Source organism: Oceanicella actignis (assembly GCF_900111545.1).
Classification (GTDB): Bacteria; Pseudomonadota; Alphaproteobacteria; order Rhodobacterales; family Rhodobacteraceae; genus Oceanicella; species Oceanicella actignis.
Map to the genome: position 1 here is coordinate 107283 of NZ_FOHL01000004.1, position 16442 is coordinate 123724.

The window sequence follows — 16442 nt, forward strand, 5'->3', positions numbered from 1 at the left end:
ATCAGGGGCGCGAGGCGCCGAAGGGGATGCGGCGATGGACGATCCGTTCGACAGGGACGCGCGCGCGGCGCATGGCGTGGCCGAGACGCTAGAGCCGGGGCTGCGCCGCGTCACCTGCCCCAATCCGGGCCCGATGACCTTCACCGGCACGCAGACCTACATCCTCGGGCGCGGGGGCGTGGCGGTGGTCGATCCGGGCCCCGAGAACGCGGCGCATCTGGCCGCGATAGAACGCGCGCTCGCGCCGGGCGAGCGCATCGAGGCCATCTTGCTCACGCACACCCATGTGGATCATTCGCCGGGGGCGCGGGCGCTGGCCGCGCGCACCGGAGCGCCGGTGATGGGCTTCGGCCCCCATGGCGCGGGGCTGAGCGCGCGCATGGCCCGGCTCGAGGCCGAGGGCGCGCATCTGGGCGGCGGCGAGGGAGCCGACCGCGCCACCGTTCCCGACCGCCTGCTGGCCGATGGCGAGCGCGTCGAGGGCGACGGCTGGGCCGCGACGGCGCTGCATACGCCGGGCCATCTGTCGAACCATCTGTGCTTCGCGGTCGAGGCCGAGGGCATGGCCCCGGGCGCCGTCCTGTCGGGCGATCACGTCATGGCCTGGGCGACCACCATGGTCTCGCCGCCCGACGGCGACATGCGCGCCTTCATGGCCAGCCTGCGCCGGATGCGCGCGCGCGAGGACCGGATCTACTATCCCGGCCACGGCGCGCCCGTGCGCGATCCGCGCGCGATGATCGACCACCAGATCCGCCACCGCCTGATGCGCGAGGAGCAGATCCTGCGCGCCCTGCCGCCCGAGGGCGCCGACGTCGCCGCCCTGACCGCGCGCATCTACGCCGAGGTCGATCCCGCGCTGCATCCGGCGGCGGCGCGCAACGTCTTCGCCCATCTGATCGGCCTGATCGAGGACGGGCGCGCGCGCCACGAGGGGCCGCTGTCGCCGACGGCGCGGTTCTTCGCAGCCTGAGCCGCCGGGCTCAATCGCAGATCTGACGCAGGGCCACCCAGTCGCCGTCCTCGAGCGCGGGGCGGAAGGGGCTTGCCCCGATCACGTCCGCTGCGCGGGCGCGGGCGGCGCGGGCGCGCGCCTCGGGATCGCGCGACAGGTGGCTGCGCGGCGCCGGGCCCGGGTCGCGCGCCAGCGTCTCGAGCAGCGCCGCCATGGCCGAGGCGGGCAGCCCGGCCTTGGCGAAGGCGTCCAGCGCCGCGGCGTCGGCGCCGGCCTCGGCGCGCGCATCGTGCCGGGCGCGCAGCAGGGCTTGCGCGAGGGCGGGCGCCTCGGCCGGGCCTGGGAGGCCGCCGGTCAGAAGCCGCAGCGATTCGCGCGGGCCGCCGGCGCGCAGCAGCGCGTCCAGCGGCGCGCGCCGCGCGGCGTGGGCCAGCTCGTGCGCGACGGCGGCGGCCAGCTCTTCGGGGGTGCGGGCCGCGTCGATCAGCCCGCGAAGGATCAGCACCCAGCCGCCCGGCAGCGCCGCCGCGTTGCGCGCGGGCCAGTCCACGACCGCGAGACGCGCCGGCGGCGCGGCGTCAAGGGCCGGCGTCAGCCGCCGCGCCAGGCGATCGAGCGCCGCGACGCCGTCGGGGGCCGCGCACAGGCGCGCCTCGGGGCCAAGGGCCGCCGGGGCGGCCTGCGCCAGCGCGCGGCCCAGCGCCGCCGTGCGTTCGACCGGCGCGCGCATGGCCAGCGCGCGCAGCGCCGCGGGCGCCGCCGCCGACAGCGCCCCGGCCAGCGCCAGCGCGGCGGCGATCCACGCCAGGCGCCGCCAGCGCCGACGCGGCGCGCGGGGCGGCCGGCGCAGGTCGGGGCAGACCTCTTCCAGCGCGGCGATCATGTCGCGGTCGGCGATGGTCAGCCGCTCCGGCGCATCGGCGTCTGGCATGAGCGTCAGCGCCTCGGCGTGGCCGGCTTTGGGGTCGGCGGCGGCGGGATCGGCGCGCAGGCTGCCCAGCGCCCAATGGTCGATGGGCTCGTCGGACAGGGTGAAAAGCGTCAGCGAGGCCGCGCCGAACTTGACGATCACCTCTTGCGGCTGGGCGCCGGGCGCCGGGACGTAGCGTCCTTCGGCCTCGAGCAGGGCGTAGCGTTTGAGCGCGGTCGCGCCCGTGATTGCGCGCATCGACTGGCCGTCTCCGATCCTTGAGGCGGCGCGGGCCGCCCTGGCGCCGTGGGGCGCGAGAGCATCGGTTTACTCCGATGCGTCCGCCTTCGCCACCCGCGGCGGCGCCGCGCCCGACATGCGCCAGCGCAGGGCGCGCAGGTCCTCGACGGCGATGACGTCGCTGGCCATGCACAGCCGCGCGTGCCGCGCGCGCAGCCACGCCGCGCTCCACAGCCACAGCGACCACGCCGCGCCCAGCGCGCCGGCCGCGCCCAGCGACGCGGCGGCCAGGACCGGGTTGCGCCAGTAATCCGCCCCCGGCGCGCCAAGCGCCGCATTCGCCGCCAGCGGGATGGCCGCGATCAGCGCCAGCGCCGCCCAGATCAGCGCGCCGGGCCAGAGCGCGCGCAGCGCCGTCGAGGCGAGCGCCGCCCACAGCCCCGAGGCCCGCAGCCCGCAGCGCGCCGCCGCGCCGCCCAGGCGCAGCCCGCCGATCATGGCGCGCAGCTCGGCGGCGCGGTAGGCGAACAGCGCCGCAGCCCCCGCCCCCGCCCAAAGCGCAAGCGCCAGCTCGGCGCCCGGCGCGCGCCATGCCGCGCGGACAAGCTCGGCCACCGGGCCGAGCAGCGGGTGGAGGGCCGGCGGCAGGTCGGGCCCCAGCGCGCCGATGGCCGCCAGCGCCCCGCCGCCCGCCGTCAGCGCCCAGAAGGCCAGCCAGCGCGGCGCGGCGCCCAGCGCCGAGGCCTCGAAGCCGAACCGCTCTTCGCCCCAGTAGGCGCGCCGGAGCATGTGCCGCTCGCGCGCCATGCGCCAGAAGGGCGCCAGCAGCCCGGCCGAGCCGATCACCAGCGGCGCCCATGCCAGCCACAGCGCCGGCAGCGACCAGGCCGAGCCGCGCAGCGCGGCGCCGACCCCGCGCCAGCTGGCCGCGCCCAGCAGCCGGGCGCGTCGCCGCCATGTCGCCAGCTGCGCCAGCGCGCCCAGCGGAAGCGCCGCCAGCAGCGCCGCCGCCGCCGCCCGCAGCCCGGCCGCCTCGGGTGCGCCCAGCGCGGCCAGCGCCGCCGGCGCCGCCAGCCAGGCGCCGAGCGCGATCGCGGCCCCGATCGCCGCCAGCATCGCGCCGTCGCGCAGCGCGGCGCGGCGGGTTGAGGCCATGCGCACGGCCTCGCCGTCGATCAGCGTGCGCGCCCACAACGCCTCGTCGATCGCCGCGCGCAGCCAGGGCAGGCCAAGGCCTAGCGTGAAGCTGGCCAGCAAGGCGCCGCGCAGCGCAAGGCGGTTGAGCGGGCCGTCATCCTCGGCGTCGAAAGCCATGGCGCCGTCGGCGTCGGCCCACGGGGCGCCGGGCGCCTCGGGCCCGGCGGCGCCGTTTTCGGGCTCGGCTTCGTCATACGGGTCGGCTGTGAGGATGGGCTGGTCTTCGTCGACCGGTTGCGCCGCTGCCGCGGCCGATTCGCCCGCTGCGGGGGCGGACCGTTCGGGCATCGGTTCGACGGCTTCGGGCGGTTCGGGCGCCGGGTGGTCGGGCGCCGGGCGGTCGGGCGCCGCGTTGTCGGGCGCCGGGCGGTCCGGCTCGGGCCGGGCGGGCGAGGGCGCGGCGGGTTCGTGCGTCGGCGCGCCCTTGGCCGGATCGGGCAGCGGCGGGCGCCGGCCGGCCGCATCCTTGCTGGCCGTCCGGGCGGGCGACGTTTCCGGCGCCTTTGCCGATGGCGCGGGCGGCGCGGCGGCGTTGCGCGGCGCCTTCTGCGCGGCCTTGGCCGAAGCGGGCGTCGCCCTGGCGCGCGCCGCGTCGGCTTCGGCGCCGGACCTTCCGCCGCCTGCCTTGCGCGGGGAAGCAGCCGAGAGCTCGTCATCGCCATAGAGGCGCTCGGCGTCTTCGCGGATCAGGTCGCCGAACAGGGCGACGATGTCCACATCTTCTTCCTGCTGCTGGCGACGCCTGCGACGCATGGCCGATTCACGCTCCGAACACCGGGCCGGGGGTTCCGGTCACGACGCCACCATAACGCGAAGACGCCCGACCGGAAAAGCCCGCCGGGTCATCCGCCCGAGGCGCCGGCGGGCTTTCGCGGGCGGCGGGCGCGGGCGGGACGCGGCGGCTTGTCCGCGCCTTGGGGCTTGAAGGGCGCCATGCCCGCGCGCGCCAGCGCGTCGGCGCGCTCGTTCTCGGGGTGGCCGGCATGGCCCTTGACCCACTTCCAGGTCACGTCGTGGCGCGCCTGCGCCGCGTCGAGCCGGCGCCAGAGATCCTCGTTCTTGACCGGCTGGCGCGAGGCCGTCTTCCACCCGTTGCGCTTCCAGCCTTTCATCCAGCTGGTGATGCCGCCCTTCACATAGGCGCTGTCGGTGACGACGGTGACCTTGGCCGGACGCCCCAGCGCCTCGAGCGCCTGGATCGCGGCCATCAGCTCCATGCGGTTGTTGGTGGTGGCCGGCTCGCCGCCCGAAAGCTCGCGCTCCTTGACCCGCGCGCCGTCGCGCACGGCCACCAGCAGCGCGCCCCAGCCGCCCGGCCCCGGATTGCCCGAGCACGCGCCGTCGGTGTAGGCGAATATCTCGGTCATGCGCCGGTTTCCTCGCGGCTCTCCTGGCCGGCGGCCGCGTCGCGCAGGATGCGCGGCGGCTTGAAGCTGACGCGCTCGATCGCCGTCTCGACGGTGCGCAGATCCACCTCGTAGCGGTCGCGGAAGGCGTCCACCACCTCGTCCACCAGGATCTCGGGCGCCGAGGCGCCGGCCGTGATGCCCACCGCGCGCGCGCCCTCCAGCGCGCGCCAGTCGATCTCGGCCGCGCGCTGGACCAGCTGCGCATAGCCGCAGCCCGCGCGCCGGGCCACCTCGACCAGGCGGCGCGAGTTGGACGAGTTCGGCGCCCCGATCACAAGCAGCGCGTCCACCAGCGGCGCCACCGCTTTGACCGCCGCCTGGCGGTTGGTGGTGGCGTAGCAGATGTCCTCCTTGTGCGGGCCGACGATGTTCGGGAAGCGCGCGCGCAGGGCGGCGACGATCTCGGCCGTGTCATCGACGCTGAGCGTGGTCTGGGTGATGTAGGCCAGGCGCTCGGGATCGCGGGGCGTCAGGTGCGCGACGTCCTCGACGGTCTCGACCAGCAGAACCTCGCCCTCGGGCAGCTGGCCCATGGTGCCGATGGTCTCGGGGTGGCCCTGATGGCCGATCATGACCATCTGCAGGCCGTTCTGGTGGTGCCGCTCGGCCTCGATGTGCACCTTGGACACGAGCGGGCAGGTGGCGTCCACATACAGCATCCGGCGCCGCTCGGCCTCGGCCGGGACCGATTTCGGCACGCCATGCGCCGAGAACACAACGGGGCGGTCGGCGGGGCACTCGTCCAGCTCCTCGACGAAGACGGCGCCCTTGGCCCGCAGCGCGTCTACGACGTAACGGTTGTGCACGATCTCGTGACGCACATAGACCGGCGCGCCCCATTTTTCGATCGCCATCTCCACGATCCTGATGGCGCGGTCCACGCCGGCGCAAAAGCCGCGCGGGGCGGCCAGGTGAAGGGTGATGGGCGGTCGGCTCATGGCGCAGTCCTTCGTGCGCGCGCATGCGCCCGGCGGGGCGGCGCGTCTGACCCGATGGCATAGGGCGCGGGGGGCGCGATTTCAACCGGCGCCCGCGACGGCGCGGTGGGACGGGGGCGTCGACGGACGGGGGCGAATCGCGCGTAGAATGTGCGCGCGCGCCCGCTACGTTCGGGGACAGGTTCGCGACGGGCGCGCCCCGAATGCGGAAGGGAGGATTCATCGCGCGATGCGTTTCGTGATGCGAGCGGCGATCGGCGCCGCGCTGACGGCGGCGACGCTGGCGCTTCTGGCGCTGGCGGCGCTGCGCGTGGGCGACGCGCTCGAGGCGCGGCGCGAGGGCGGCGCGCGGCCGCAGGCGGCGGCCGAGCGCGCGCGCGTCGCCGCGGTCCTGACCCTGACCCCGACCCGGGTCCGGCCGGTCATCCGCGCCCATGGCCGCGTGCGCAGCGGGCGGACGCTGGAGCTGCGCGCCTCGGCGGCGGGCACGTTGGCCCAGCTGTCGCCCAACTTCGCCGATGGCGGCCATGTGGCGGCGGGCGAGCTGGTGTTCGCGCTGGACCCCGCGCCGCTGCAATCGGCCCTCGAGCGCGCGCGGATCGCCCGCGACGAGGCCAACGCCGCGCTGGCCGAGGCCGAGGACGAGGTGGCGCTGGCCGAAGCCGAGCTGGCCTCGGCGCGCGCGCAGGCCGATCTGCGCGCCGCCGCGCTCGAGCGGCAGCGGTCGTTGCGCGAGCGCGGCGTGGGTTCCGACGCCTCGGTCGAGGCGGCGCAGCTGGCCCTTGCGGCGGCGCGGCAGGCGGCGCTGGGCCGTCAGCAGGCGCTGGCCGCGGCGCGCGCGCGGGTGACGCGCGCGGGCATCGCCCTGGCCCGCGCACGCCTTCAGGTGGCCGACGCCGAACGCGAACTGCGCGAGGCGCGCGTGGCCGCGCCCTTCGACGGCATCCTTGCGAACGCCGCCGCGGCGCAGGGGCGGCGCGTGGCGGCGGGCGAGCGGCTGGCCGAGCTGATCGACCTGTCCGCGCTCGAGGCGGCCTTCGAGGTCTCGTCCGACGAGTTCGCCCGCCTGCTGGGCCCCGACGGCCGGCTGATCGACGCGCCCGTGCGCGTGCTGCTCGAGATGGACGGCCTGCCGCTGAGCGCCCCCGCCGTTCTGGCCCGCGCCGGAGCCGAGGTCGCGGCCGGCGGGGCGGGGCGCATGGTCTATGCGCGGCTCGATCCGTCGGCGGGCGCCTTCCTGCGGCCGGGCGACTTCGTCGCCGTCGAGGTCACCGAGCCCGAGCTGGCCGACGTCGCGGTCATACCCGCCGCGGCGGCGGATGCGGCCGGGCGCATCCTGATCGTCAACGCGCAGGGCCGGCTCGAGGAGCGCGCCGTGCGCATCCTGCGTCGCCAGGGCGATTCGCTGATCGTCGCCGACGCGCCCTTCGGCGCGCGCTACGCCGCCGCGCGGCTGCCCCAGCTTGCGCCCGGGGTCAGGGTGCGCCCCGTGTCGGCCGACGCGGCGACGGGGTCGGGCGCCGGGGCCGGGCCGGGCGCCGAGCCGGGCGCGGACACGCGCGCGGGCAAGGGCGCGGGAGGGGGCGCGGGAGGGGGCGCGGAGACGGGCGACGACACGGTGACGCTCGACCCCGCCCGCCGCGCGCGGCTGATAGCGCGCGTGCGCGCCGCGCCGCTGCCCGAGGACGAGCGCGCGCGCCTTCTCGCTGCGCTGTCGGCCGCGCGCGCGCCCCGCGCGCTGGTCGAGCGCCTCGAATCGCCCGAGGGGGGCTGAGCGATGCAGACGCGCGGCGCGGGCGCCTGGCGCGGCGGGCTTCTGGCCCATTTCGCGCGCCATCCGACGGCGGCCAACCTGCTGCTGGCGCTGATGGTGCTGCTGGGCGCATGGGGCGCCGGCGCGTTGCGCGCGCAGTTCCTGCCCGACGTGGTCATCGAGACGGTGATCGTCTCGGTCGCCTGGGAGGGCGCCGCGCCGCAAGAGATGGACGACGCGGTCGTGGCCCGCATCGAGCCCGCCGTGGCCGCGGTCGAGGGCGTGGCGCGCACGCGCTCCGACGCGCGCGAGGGCGGCGCCTGGATCACGGCCGAGTTCGAGCCCGGATGGAACATGGACCGCGCCGTGCAGGAGGTTCAAGCCGCCGTCGACGCCGTGACCGGCCTGCCCGACGCCGCCGATCCGCCCGAGGTGCGCCGCGGCGTCTGGCGCGACCGCGTGACCGACGTGGTCGTCCACGGCCCCCTGCCGCCCGAGCAGCTGACCCGCATCGCCGACGAGTTCGCGGCCCGCCTGGCCGAGCGCGGCATCTCGCGCGTCGAGGTGCTGGGCGCGCCGGCGCCGACCATCCGCGTCTCGGTCGAGGAGGCGTCGATGATCCGCCACGACCTGACGCTCGAGACCATCGCGCGCACGGTCGGCGCCGCGGTCAGCGCCTCGCCGGCCGGCGAGATGGAGTCGCGCGCCGCGCGCCTGCGCGCCGGGCTCGAGCGCCGCACCCCCGAGGCGCTGGCCGAGCTCGAGCTGCCCGTCTCGGGCCTGGGCGAGGCGCTGCGCCTGCGCGATGTGGCCCGCATCGAGCGCCTGGGCGTCGAAGAGGGCGTCGAGCTGCGCGTGGGCGCGAATCCGGCGGTGGCGCTGCGGGTCGACCGCTCGGCCGCGGGCGACGCGATCCAGATCCAGCGCCAGACCGCCGAGCTGGCCGCGCGCATGAACAAGGGCCTGCCCGAGGGCGTGCGCATCGAGCTGGTGCGCAGCCGCGCCGAGCGGATCGAGCAGCGCCTGGCGATGCTGCTGGACAACGCCGCAACGGGGCTGGCGCTGGTCGTCGCGCTGCTGTTCGTGTTCCTGAGCGCGCGCACCGCCTTCTGGGTGGCGGCGGGAATTCCGGCCTCGATGCTGGCGGCGGTCGGGCTGATGCACGCCTTCGGGCTGACGCTGAACATGGTGTCGCTGTTCGCGCTCATCATCACGCTGGGCATCGTGGTGGACGACGCCATCGTCGTGGGCGAGCACGCCGACCATCTGGCGCGCGCGCGCGGCACGCCGCCGGCGCGCGCCGCGCTTGCCGCCGCGCGACGCATGACGGCGCCGGTCTTCGCCGCCTCGGCCACGACGATCGTCGCCTTCGGCGGGCTGACGCTGGTGGGCGGGCGCTTCGGCGAGCTGATCGCCGACATCCCCTTCACCGTCGCCGCCGTGCTGGCCGCCTCGCTGGCCGAGTGTTTCCTGGTCCTGCCCGCGCACATGACCCATGCGCTGGCGGCCAAGACCCGCGCGCCCTGGTATGACGCTCCCTCGCGCGCCTTCAACCGCGCCTTCCGCGCCTTTCGCGAGCGCGCCTTCCGCCCGGTTCTGGCCGTGGCCATGCGCCTGCGCTACCCGCTGACGGCGGCCGCGGTGCTGCTGCTGGCGCTGTCGGTCGAGCAGATCCTGCGCGGCACGGTTCCGTGGCGTTTCTGGGCCCCGCCCGAGCGCGGCGCGCTGACCGTCAACGTGGTGATGCTGCCCGGCGCCTCGCGCGCCGACACCCGCGCCGCGGTGGACGAGGCGGCGCGCGCCGTCGCCGCCGCCGCCGCGCGCATGAAGGCCGAGCACGGCGTGGATCCCGTCGCCTTCGTCGAAACGCGCGTCGGCGCGCTGGCCGGGCGCGGCGTGCCCGGCGCCGAAACGCGCGACCCCGACGAGCTGGGCGCCGTCTCGGTCGAGCTGATCGACGCCGATCTGCGCCCCTTCTCGTCATTCGACTTCCTCGACGCGGTGCGCCGCGAAAGCCGCCCCCATCCCATGGCCGAGACGGTCAGCTTCCGCAGCATGCGCTCGGGCCCCGAGGCCGGGATCGAGGTGCAGCTGCACGGCGCCGACCCGCGCGCGCTCAAGGCCGCGGCCGAGGCGCTCAAGGCCCGCATGGCCGCGCTGGACGGCGTCGGCGCGATCGAGGACGACATGCCCTACGACAAGACCGAGCTGGTGATCGAGCCGACGCCGCTGGGGCGCGCGCTGGGCTTCACGGCGCAGTCGCTGGGGCGCGAGCTGTTCGCGCGGCTCGAGGGCATCGAGGCCGCCCGCTTCGCCGAAGGCAAGCGCACCGCGCGCATCGTGGTCCGGCAGGCCGAGGCGGAGACCGCCGCCGATTTCCTGACCCGCGCGCGCGTGCGCGCCCCCTCGGGCGCCTGGGCGCCGCTTTCGGCCGTGGCCGAGCTGCGCGAGGGGCAGGGCTTTGCGCGGCTGCGGCGCGAGAACGGGCTGCTGCGGGTCTCGGTCACCGCCGATCTGGACGACCAGGACGCCGCCCGCGCCGCGGCGCTGCGCGCCGAGCTGAGCGAGCGCATCGTGCCCGAAGTGGCCGACGCGCATGGCGTGGCCTACCGGCTGGCCGGGCTGGACGAGGACGAGCAGGCCTTCCTGTCCGACGCGCTCAAGGGGTTTCTGGCCTGCATCGCGGGGATCTGGCTGATCCTGGCCTGGGTGTTCGGCAGCTGGACGCGCCCGCTGGCGGTGCTGGTCGTGATCCCGCTGGGGCTGGTGGGCGCGGTGTGGGGGCACTGGCTGCACGACACGCCGCTGAGCATGTTCTCGGTGGTGGGGCTGATGGGCATGGCGGGCATCATCATCAACGATTCCATCGTGCTGATCGCCGCGATCGACGAGCACGCCCGCCGCCGCGCCCTGTTTCCCGCCGTGATCGACGCGGTGTGCGAGCGCCTTCGCCCGGTCCTGCTGACGACGCTGACCACGGTGCTCGGCCTTGCCCCGCTGCTGTTCGAGCGCAGCCAGCAGGCGCAGTTTCTCAAGCCCGCGGTCATCTCTCTGTGCTATGGGCTTGGCTTCGGGCTGCTTCTCGTGCTTGTGGTCACGCCGGCGCTGGCGCTGATGCAGCAGGATGTGGGGGCGGCGCTGCGGGCGATGCGCCGCATGGCGCGCAGGCCCGCGCGGCTGCGCGCGGCCGCCCGCCGGGGATGACGGCCGCGCGGCCGCGCGGCGATGCGGAGGACGGATGCGGCGCATCTACGCCATGGTGCTGGACATGCTCACCCCGGCCGAGCGCCGGCGCTTCGGGCTGCTCCTGGTCATGATCCTGGCGATGGGGATCATCGAGGCGGCGGGCGTGGCCTCGATCCTGCCCTTCCTGGCCGTCGTCTCGCGCCCAGAGCTGACGCGCGAGAACGCCGTGCTGCGCAGCCTATACGAGCTTGGCGGGTTCGAAAGCGACGAATCCTTCCTGGTCGCGCTGGGCGCGGCGGTGCTGGGCGTGATCCTGTTCAACCTGGCGGTCAAGACCGCCACCTTCTACGCCATGAACCGCTTTGCGCAGATGCGCGCCTACAGCATCGCCTCGCGCCTTCTGACGGGCTATCTGAGCCAGCCCTACGCCTGGTTCCTGAACCGCCATGGCGCGGATCTGGCCAAGAGCGTTCTGGCCGAGGTCGACGTGGTGGTGAACGGCGCCGTCCTGCCCGCGATCAAGGTCATCGCCTATGGCGCCATCGTGCTGTTTCTGGTGGCGCTGATCGTGGCGATCGATCCGTTCGTGGCGCTGACGGCGGCGGCGGCGGTGGGCGGCGCCTATGCGTTGGTCTACCTGGCCGCGCGGCGGCTGCTGGCGCGCATCGGCGCCGAGCGCGTGCGCATGAACCGCGCGCGTTTCCGCGCTGCGCACGAGACGCTTGGCGGCATCAAGGAGATCAAGGTGCTTGGCCTCGAGGCCCCCGCCGCGCGGCGCTTTCGCGCGCCGGCCGAGCGGCTGGCGCGCATCCGCACGCTGGTGGCCGTGATCGGGGAACTGCCGCGCCAGCTGCTCGAGGCGATCCTGTTCGGCGGCATGATGGCGCTGCTCTTGCACATGCTGCTGACGCGCGAAGGCGGCATCGCCCAGATCGTGCCCACGCTGGGCCTCTACGCCTTCGCCGGCGCGCGGCTGTTCCCCGCCATGCAGCAGCTCTATCGCGACCTGACGGCGCTGCGCTTCTCGCTGCCCACGCTCGAGGCCATGCACGCCGATCTGATGGCCACCGCGCCCCGCGGCGCGCCGCCGCCCCTGCCCGAGCCGCCCGAGCGCCCGCTGGGCCTGCGCCGCGCGCTCGAGCTGCGCGGGGTCTCCTACGTCTATCCCGAGGCGGGGCGCCCGGCGCTGCGCGGGCTTGACATGACCGTGCCCGCGCGCACCGCCGTCGGTCTGGTGGGCGGCACCGGCGCGGGCAAGACGACGGCGGTCGACGTGATCCTGGGCCTGCTCGAGCCGCAGGAGGGCGCGCTGATCGTCGACGGCGCGCGGATCGGACCCGAGCAGCTGCGGGCCTGGCGGCGCTCGATCGGCTATGTGCCCCAGCAGATCTACCTTGCCGACGACAGCGTGGCCGCCAACATCGCCTTCGGCGTTCCGCCCGAGCGGATCGACATGGAGGCGGTGCGCCGCGCCGCGCGCATCGCCGAGCTGCACGACTTCGTCGAGCGCGATCTGCCCGAGGGCTACGCCACCAATGTGGGCGAGCGCGGCGTGCGCCTGTCGGGCGGTCAGCGCCAGCGCATCGGGATCGCGCGCGCGCTCTATCACGACCCGGACGTGCTGGTGCTGGACGAGGCGACCTCGGCTCTCGACAACCTGACCGAACGCGCGGTGATGGACGCGGTGCGCAACCTTGGCCGCGCCAAGACCATCATCATGGTCGCCCACCGGCTGAGCACCGTGCGCGGCTGCGATCGCATCTACCTGCTCGAGGGCGGGCGCGTCGCGGCGTCGGGAACCTATGACGAGCTGATCGCGACAAGCCCCGCCTTCCGCGCCCTGGCCCGCGAGGGGGGCTGAGGCGGCGGCGGGGGCATTCGGACAGTTCTTGCTTCAGTTTTTCGGAGGCGCCGGACATATGGCTATTCAGATTCAGCATCATCCCGCCGACTACGACGGCCAGTTCATCCTGTCGACGCACGAGCTGCCCGCCGACCCCTGCGCCGGCGGACCCCATGGCGGAACGCGCGTGCCCATGCCCTCGCTTTTCCTGAGGGTGCACCCGGGCCTGCCCGCCCTGCCCGTCTCGGACTCGGCCGGGCGTCCGTTGGGCGCCTTGTTGGGGCATCCGATCGATCTGGAGGCGGGGCGCCTCCTGCGCGCGGAGCTGCGGCTGAACGCCGCCTGGCCCGATGGAGGCGACCCAGACGCCTTCGTCGACGCGCACATTCTGCGTCTGGGAGGCGGCTTTGCGTTCATCCTGGACGTTCCCGGCGCGCGGCGGCTCTACATGGACGCGGCCGGTTGCGTGCCGGCGGTGCATTGCCCCGAGCGCCGCATCGCCGCCAGCACGGCCCCGCTGGCGCTTGGGCCCGCCGCCCCCGAGTGTTTCGATTCCGAGCTGCACGCTGCGCTCGGGGTTCTGCATGAGGGCTGGTTTCCCGCCGGCTTGACGGCGCATCGCGGGGCCCAGCGCATTCTGGGCGGCCGCGTTCTGGACCTCGATGCGTGGCGGCTGCGCCGGGTCTGGCCCAAGGGTCCGATCGCGCCTGCGCCGCGCCCCGAAGATGCGGTGGCCCGCATCGCACGCAACGTGCGCGTCAGCGTCGACGCCGCGCGCCGAGCGGGGCCGACGGTGCTTTGCCTCACCGCCGGCGGAGAAACGCGCTTCATGCTCGCCGCCTGCCGCGAGATCGCGCAGGAGCTGGAATTCGTCACGATCGGCGCGCCGGGCGGCGAGATCGACCGCCTCATGTCGCGCCGGATCGCCGCGCGCCATGGCCTGAGCCATCGGTTTGCGCCCTACCGAGCGGCTTCGGCGGCCGAATCGGCCGATTGGCACGCGCGCGTGGGCCATTGCGTGGGCGGGGGCAACATGCACGGCTTTCCGACCGTCAGGGCGTTGTCGGAGTTCGCCTTCATGATCGGCGGCGCAGCCGGCGAGGTTGGCCGCGGCTTCTTCTGGCGCCCGGGCGACACGGCGAAGCTGCGGATCGACGCCGATGCGCTCACGCCCCGTCTCGGCCTGCCCGCGCATCCGCGCCTGCGGGCGGCGGTGGCAAGCTGGCTCGAGGGCGTGCCGGCGGGGATGGATGCGCTGCAGCTGCTGGACCTTGCCTATCTCGAGCTTCGCGTCAGCGCGTGGGGCATGGCGCAAAGAACGGCCGGCATGGGCTTGGCCCGCATCCACCCCATGGCCGCCCGCGATAGTCTCGAGGCGATGATGTCGCTGCCGGCCGAGTGGCGCGCCGAGGGGCGCATGATCCGCGAAGGGATCCGAATGCTCTGGCCCGAACTTCTGGAATTTCCGTTCAACCGCTACGGAGACTGGCGCGATCTGGCCCGCCCGGCAGTGCGCGCGCTGCGCGATCCGCGGCTGGTGGTCAAGAAGCTGCGCAAACGTTTCGGCTGAGCGACGTCGCCGCGCCGGCGTATCCGACGGCGCCCTGGCCGTCGCGGCGCCGGCGAGGCGGTTGCCCTCGGCGGCCCAATGGGCGTCGTTCGGTCGGCAGGCGTCGCGAACGCCCGCCCGCGCGGCCGCCGACAGCGGGCCGAGAAGGTCGATATGGGCCGGGCCGAGCGCCTTGCGCGCAAGGGCGAAAAGGTCGATCGCCCTGGGCGGCGGCGCATGAACCGTGCACTTGTCGGGCGCCGTCGCAAGGCGCGCCAGCTCGCCCCCCGGATCAGGTTGCGCGGGCCGCACAGCGCCTCGCGCCGGGCGCCTGGCGACGTGGCAGGCCGAAAAGAGGATCCGCCCGCTCTCGGGGCGGGCGAACAGGTCGCGCCGCGTCAGCGGTAGCTAGAGAACCTTGCCTTCCAGTCCCGCCGCCCGCGCGCGACCGATCCGACGATCTCGCGCTGCGGCGGCGCGTCGCGAAAGGCGGCCGAGCGCGGATTGGCCCGCGCGCGCCTGAAATCGGCGATGCGCACGAGAACGGCGCCAAGCCCGGCGCGCTGGGCCAGGCGGTCGATCCAGGTGGAGCTTTGGCGCGGGATCGTGAAAGAGTGGCCGAAGACCACGATCGGCGCCCGGACCTGCCCGCAGATCAGCTCCTTCAGCGTCGCGGTCCGGCATTGCCGCGAGGCGAAGACGTGCGACTCGGCCCGCCGGCCGCATTCCCGCTCGGATCAGCCCGAAATTCGCGTCAGATCGCCCACGGGCGGTCCCGGCCTTGCGGCCAGAAGGACGAAGCCGGGTCGCCGGCGCCGCCCCGAAGGTCCGGCGCGACGGGCGGGTGCGCGCGTGGAACGGAGCGCGCGACAGGAAGATCCGGTTCGTGTTCCGCGCGGCCCAGAGGATCGCGGCCGACAGCGCGATGATCGGCGCGCCCTTCAACGCCCAGCGTCCCGGCGAGATCTGCGCCTCATGGCCAGCCGACCTATGCAGCGTCTGGGCCCTCGCGCCTGGCGGCGCCGCGTGGTCGGCCGCCGGGACGGGCGCGTCCGGTCCCGCCATCGCGGCGACCATGGCGCGCGGCGTGGTTCGCGGCAAGCTGCGCAAAGAACGACACGAGCACGGCGTAGTCGCTCGGCCGGCGGCGCCTGCGCCTTCCGCGCCAGACGTCGACCAGACAGGCGCTCTGCCGGAAGGTTGAGAATGAAATCCCGAGGAAAGCGCCGGGCTCGCCAAGCGTCGATGCGCGACGCAATCGAACCGCGGGGGGCGCGCGGGCATGACAGAGCGCTGAGCCGAAGAGGGCGTCGGCGCGGCTTTCAGGCCCCGGGCGCTTCGGAGCGCTCGGCCCGCCGCCATGGCGCGGCCGCGCGGGGCAGGTTGCGCGGCAGGAACTCGTCCGGCATGGCGTGAGGCTGCCGCGCGATCATCGCGCCAAGGGCCTCGGCCGCCGCATGGGCGATGGCGACGCCGATCTTGAACCCGCCGGTGGCGGCGAACAGCCCCTGGGCGCCGGGGACCGGGCCGACCAGCGGCGCGCGCGAGGCGGCGCGGGGGCGCGCCGCGGCCCAGCGGCGGATGACGGGCGCGCCCTCCAGCGCCGGGCACAGGGCGCGGGCGCGCCCGATCACGGCCTCGAGCGCGGCGTCGGTGCGCCGATCCGCGCGCCTGCGCGTCGCGGTCGAGCCGACGGCGACGCCCCGCGCATGCGGCACGATCCACAGCCCGCGCGCCTGGATGGCGAAGGCCTCGGGCGGCGGGCGCATCGCCAGAAGGGCCGCCTGGCCGTGCTCGGGCTCGCCAGCGCCGGGCAGCCACGGCGCCAGCAGCGCGAAGCTGCGCCATCCGGCGGCGACCACCACGGCGCGCGCGCGCACGCGCCGCGCGCCGATCTGCGCCCATCCGGGCCCGACGCGCCGCGCTCGAAGCCCCGGCAAGATCCGCCCGCCTTCCTGCGCGACCGCGACGCTCAGCGCCGCGCACAGGGCGGCGGGATCGATGCGGGCGGTCAGGTCGTCGCGTTGCAGGCCCCAGGGCGCGGCGAGCGGCCATGCCTCGGGGGCGCGCTCTTCGATCCACATGCGCGCGCCCGGCCAGCGCCGGGCGGCGGCGGCGATGCGGGCCTCGGCCTGGGCGCGCTGGGCCGCGTCGGCGAGCGGCACGGCGCGTCCGATGCGGCGATAGCCGGTCGCAAGGCCCGTGCGGGCCTCGAGCGCGGCGATGCGTTCGGGCAGCGACACCAGCGCGCGCAGCTGGAAATCGGCCTTCGCGCTCCAGCGTTCGGGGGCATGGGGGGCAAGCGCGCCCACCGGCCCGCCCGAGGCGCCCGCGCCGGGCGCGCGCTCGTCGATCACGGTGACGCTCATGCCGCGCTCGAGGCAGGCCAGCGCCGTCCACAGGCCGAAGGCGCCCGCCCCGATCACAAGCACGTCGCTTGCCTGCATGCCGCGCCTCCGCCT

Annotated in this window: 11 protein-coding genes; 5 read left to right on the top strand and 6 right to left on the bottom strand. The window is 75.5% G+C overall.

Annotated features, from left to right (window positions below):
* Positions 1–34: 34 nt before the first annotated feature.
* Complete coding sequence (locus BMW67_RS08290; RefSeq protein ID WP_072747068.1) at positions 35–973, top strand: MBL fold metallo-hydrolase; 939 nt, start codon at positions 35–37, stop codon at positions 971–973.
* Positions 974–983: 10 nt separating this feature from the next.
* On the opposite strand, the gene BMW67_RS08295 is transcribed toward BMW67_RS08290, so the two are convergent.
* From BMW67_RS08295 to ispH, 4 genes are all read right to left on the bottom strand, one after another.
* Positions 984–2123: a M48 family metalloprotease gene (locus BMW67_RS08295; protein ID WP_072747069.1), complete on the bottom strand. Its 1140-nt coding sequence runs from the start codon at positions 2121–2123 to the stop codon at positions 984–986.
* Positions 2124–2192: 69 nt separating this feature from the next.
* On the bottom strand, positions 2193–4055 hold the full coding sequence (locus tag BMW67_RS08300) for a DUF898 family protein (protein WP_083581246.1): 1863 nt from the start codon (positions 4053–4055) through the stop codon (positions 2193–2195).
* 89 nt (positions 4056–4144) lie between these two features.
* Positions 4145–4669: a ribonuclease HI gene (gene rnhA / locus BMW67_RS08305; protein WP_072747071.1), complete on the bottom strand. Its 525-nt coding sequence runs from the start codon at positions 4667–4669 to the stop codon at positions 4145–4147.
* A complete protein-coding gene (ispH, locus tag BMW67_RS08310) occupies positions 4666–5649 on the bottom strand; it encodes a 4-hydroxy-3-methylbut-2-enyl diphosphate reductase (RefSeq protein ID WP_072747072.1) in 984 nt (327 codons plus the stop codon). The genes rnhA and ispH overlap by 4 nt, the downstream gene beginning before the upstream one ends.
* A gap of 229 nt (positions 5650–5878) precedes the next feature.
* Between ispH and BMW67_RS08315 the strand changes: the two genes are divergently transcribed.
* From BMW67_RS08315 to BMW67_RS08330, 4 genes are read left to right on the top strand one after another with little or no spacing between them, the layout of a single operon-like run.
* Positions 5879–7423 carry an efflux RND transporter periplasmic adaptor subunit gene (locus BMW67_RS08315; protein WP_072747073.1) on the top strand — a complete coding sequence of 515 codons (1545 nt, stop codon included), beginning with the start codon at positions 5879–5881 and terminating at the stop codon, positions 7421–7423.
* Positions 7424–7426: 3 nt separating this feature from the next.
* Positions 7427–10606: an efflux RND transporter permease subunit gene (locus tag BMW67_RS08320; protein ID WP_072747074.1), complete on the top strand. Its 3180-nt coding sequence runs from the start codon at positions 7427–7429 to the stop codon at positions 10604–10606.
* 34 nt (positions 10607–10640) lie between these two features.
* Entirely contained in the window at positions 10641–12449 is a 1809-nt protein-coding gene (locus tag BMW67_RS08325) for an ABC transporter ATP-binding protein (RefSeq protein ID WP_072747205.1), read from the top strand.
* A 58-nt stretch (positions 12450–12507) separates the two neighbouring features.
* Positions 12508–14001: a hypothetical protein gene (locus tag BMW67_RS08330; RefSeq protein ID WP_083581248.1), complete on the top strand. Its 1494-nt coding sequence runs from the start codon at positions 12508–12510 to the stop codon at positions 13999–14001.
* A 377-nt stretch (positions 14002–14378) separates the two neighbouring features.
* Here the strand turns inward: BMW67_RS08330 and BMW67_RS08335 are convergent, their stop codons facing one another.
* Both BMW67_RS08335 and BMW67_RS08340 read right to left on the bottom strand, forming a co-directional pair.
* A complete protein-coding gene (locus BMW67_RS08335) occupies positions 14379–14609 on the bottom strand; it encodes a hypothetical protein (RefSeq protein ID WP_072747075.1) in 231 nt (76 codons plus the stop codon).
* A 693-nt stretch (positions 14610–15302) separates the two neighbouring features.
* Positions 15303–16427 carry an NAD(P)/FAD-dependent oxidoreductase gene (locus tag BMW67_RS08340; RefSeq protein WP_072747076.1) on the bottom strand — a complete coding sequence of 375 codons (1125 nt, stop codon included), beginning with the start codon at positions 16425–16427 and terminating at the stop codon, positions 15303–15305.
* Between the last annotated feature and the right edge of the window lie 15 nt (positions 16428–16442).

What these genes read in the sequence shown, in the direction of transcription:
- BMW67_RS08300 (WP_083581246.1), bottom strand. Translation starts at nt 4,055, where the DNA reads ATGCGTCGCAGGCGTCGCCAGCAGCAGGAAGAAGATGTGGACATCGTC.
- BMW67_RS08315 (WP_072747073.1), top strand. Translation starts at nt 5,879, where the DNA reads ATGCGTTTCGTGATGCGAGCGGCGATCGGCGCCGCGCTGACGGCGGCG.
- BMW67_RS08340 (WP_072747076.1), bottom strand. Translation starts at nt 16,427, where the DNA reads ATGCAGGCAAGCGACGTGCTTGTGATCGGGGCGGGCGCCTTCGGCCTG.
- BMW67_RS08330 (WP_083581248.1), top strand. Translation starts at nt 12,508, where the DNA reads ATGGCTATTCAGATTCAGCATCATCCCGCCGACTACGACGGCCAGTTC.
- BMW67_RS08295 (WP_072747069.1), bottom strand. Translation starts at nt 2,123, where the DNA reads ATGCGCGCAATCACGGGCGCGACCGCGCTCAAACGCTACGCCCTGCTC.
- BMW67_RS08320 (WP_072747074.1), top strand. Translation starts at nt 7,427, where the DNA reads ATGCAGACGCGCGGCGCGGGCGCCTGGCGCGGCGGGCTTCTGGCCCAT.
- ispH (WP_072747072.1), bottom strand. Translation starts at nt 5,649, where the DNA reads ATGAGCCGACCGCCCATCACCCTTCACCTGGCCGCCCCGCGCGGCTTT.
- rnhA (WP_072747071.1), bottom strand. Translation starts at nt 4,669, where the DNA reads ATGACCGAGATATTCGCCTACACCGACGGCGCGTGCTCGGGCAATCCG.
- BMW67_RS08325 (WP_072747205.1), top strand. Translation starts at nt 10,641, where the DNA reads ATGCGGCGCATCTACGCCATGGTGCTGGACATGCTCACCCCGGCCGAG.
- BMW67_RS08290 (WP_072747068.1), top strand. Translation starts at nt 35, where the DNA reads ATGGACGATCCGTTCGACAGGGACGCGCGCGCGGCGCATGGCGTGGCC.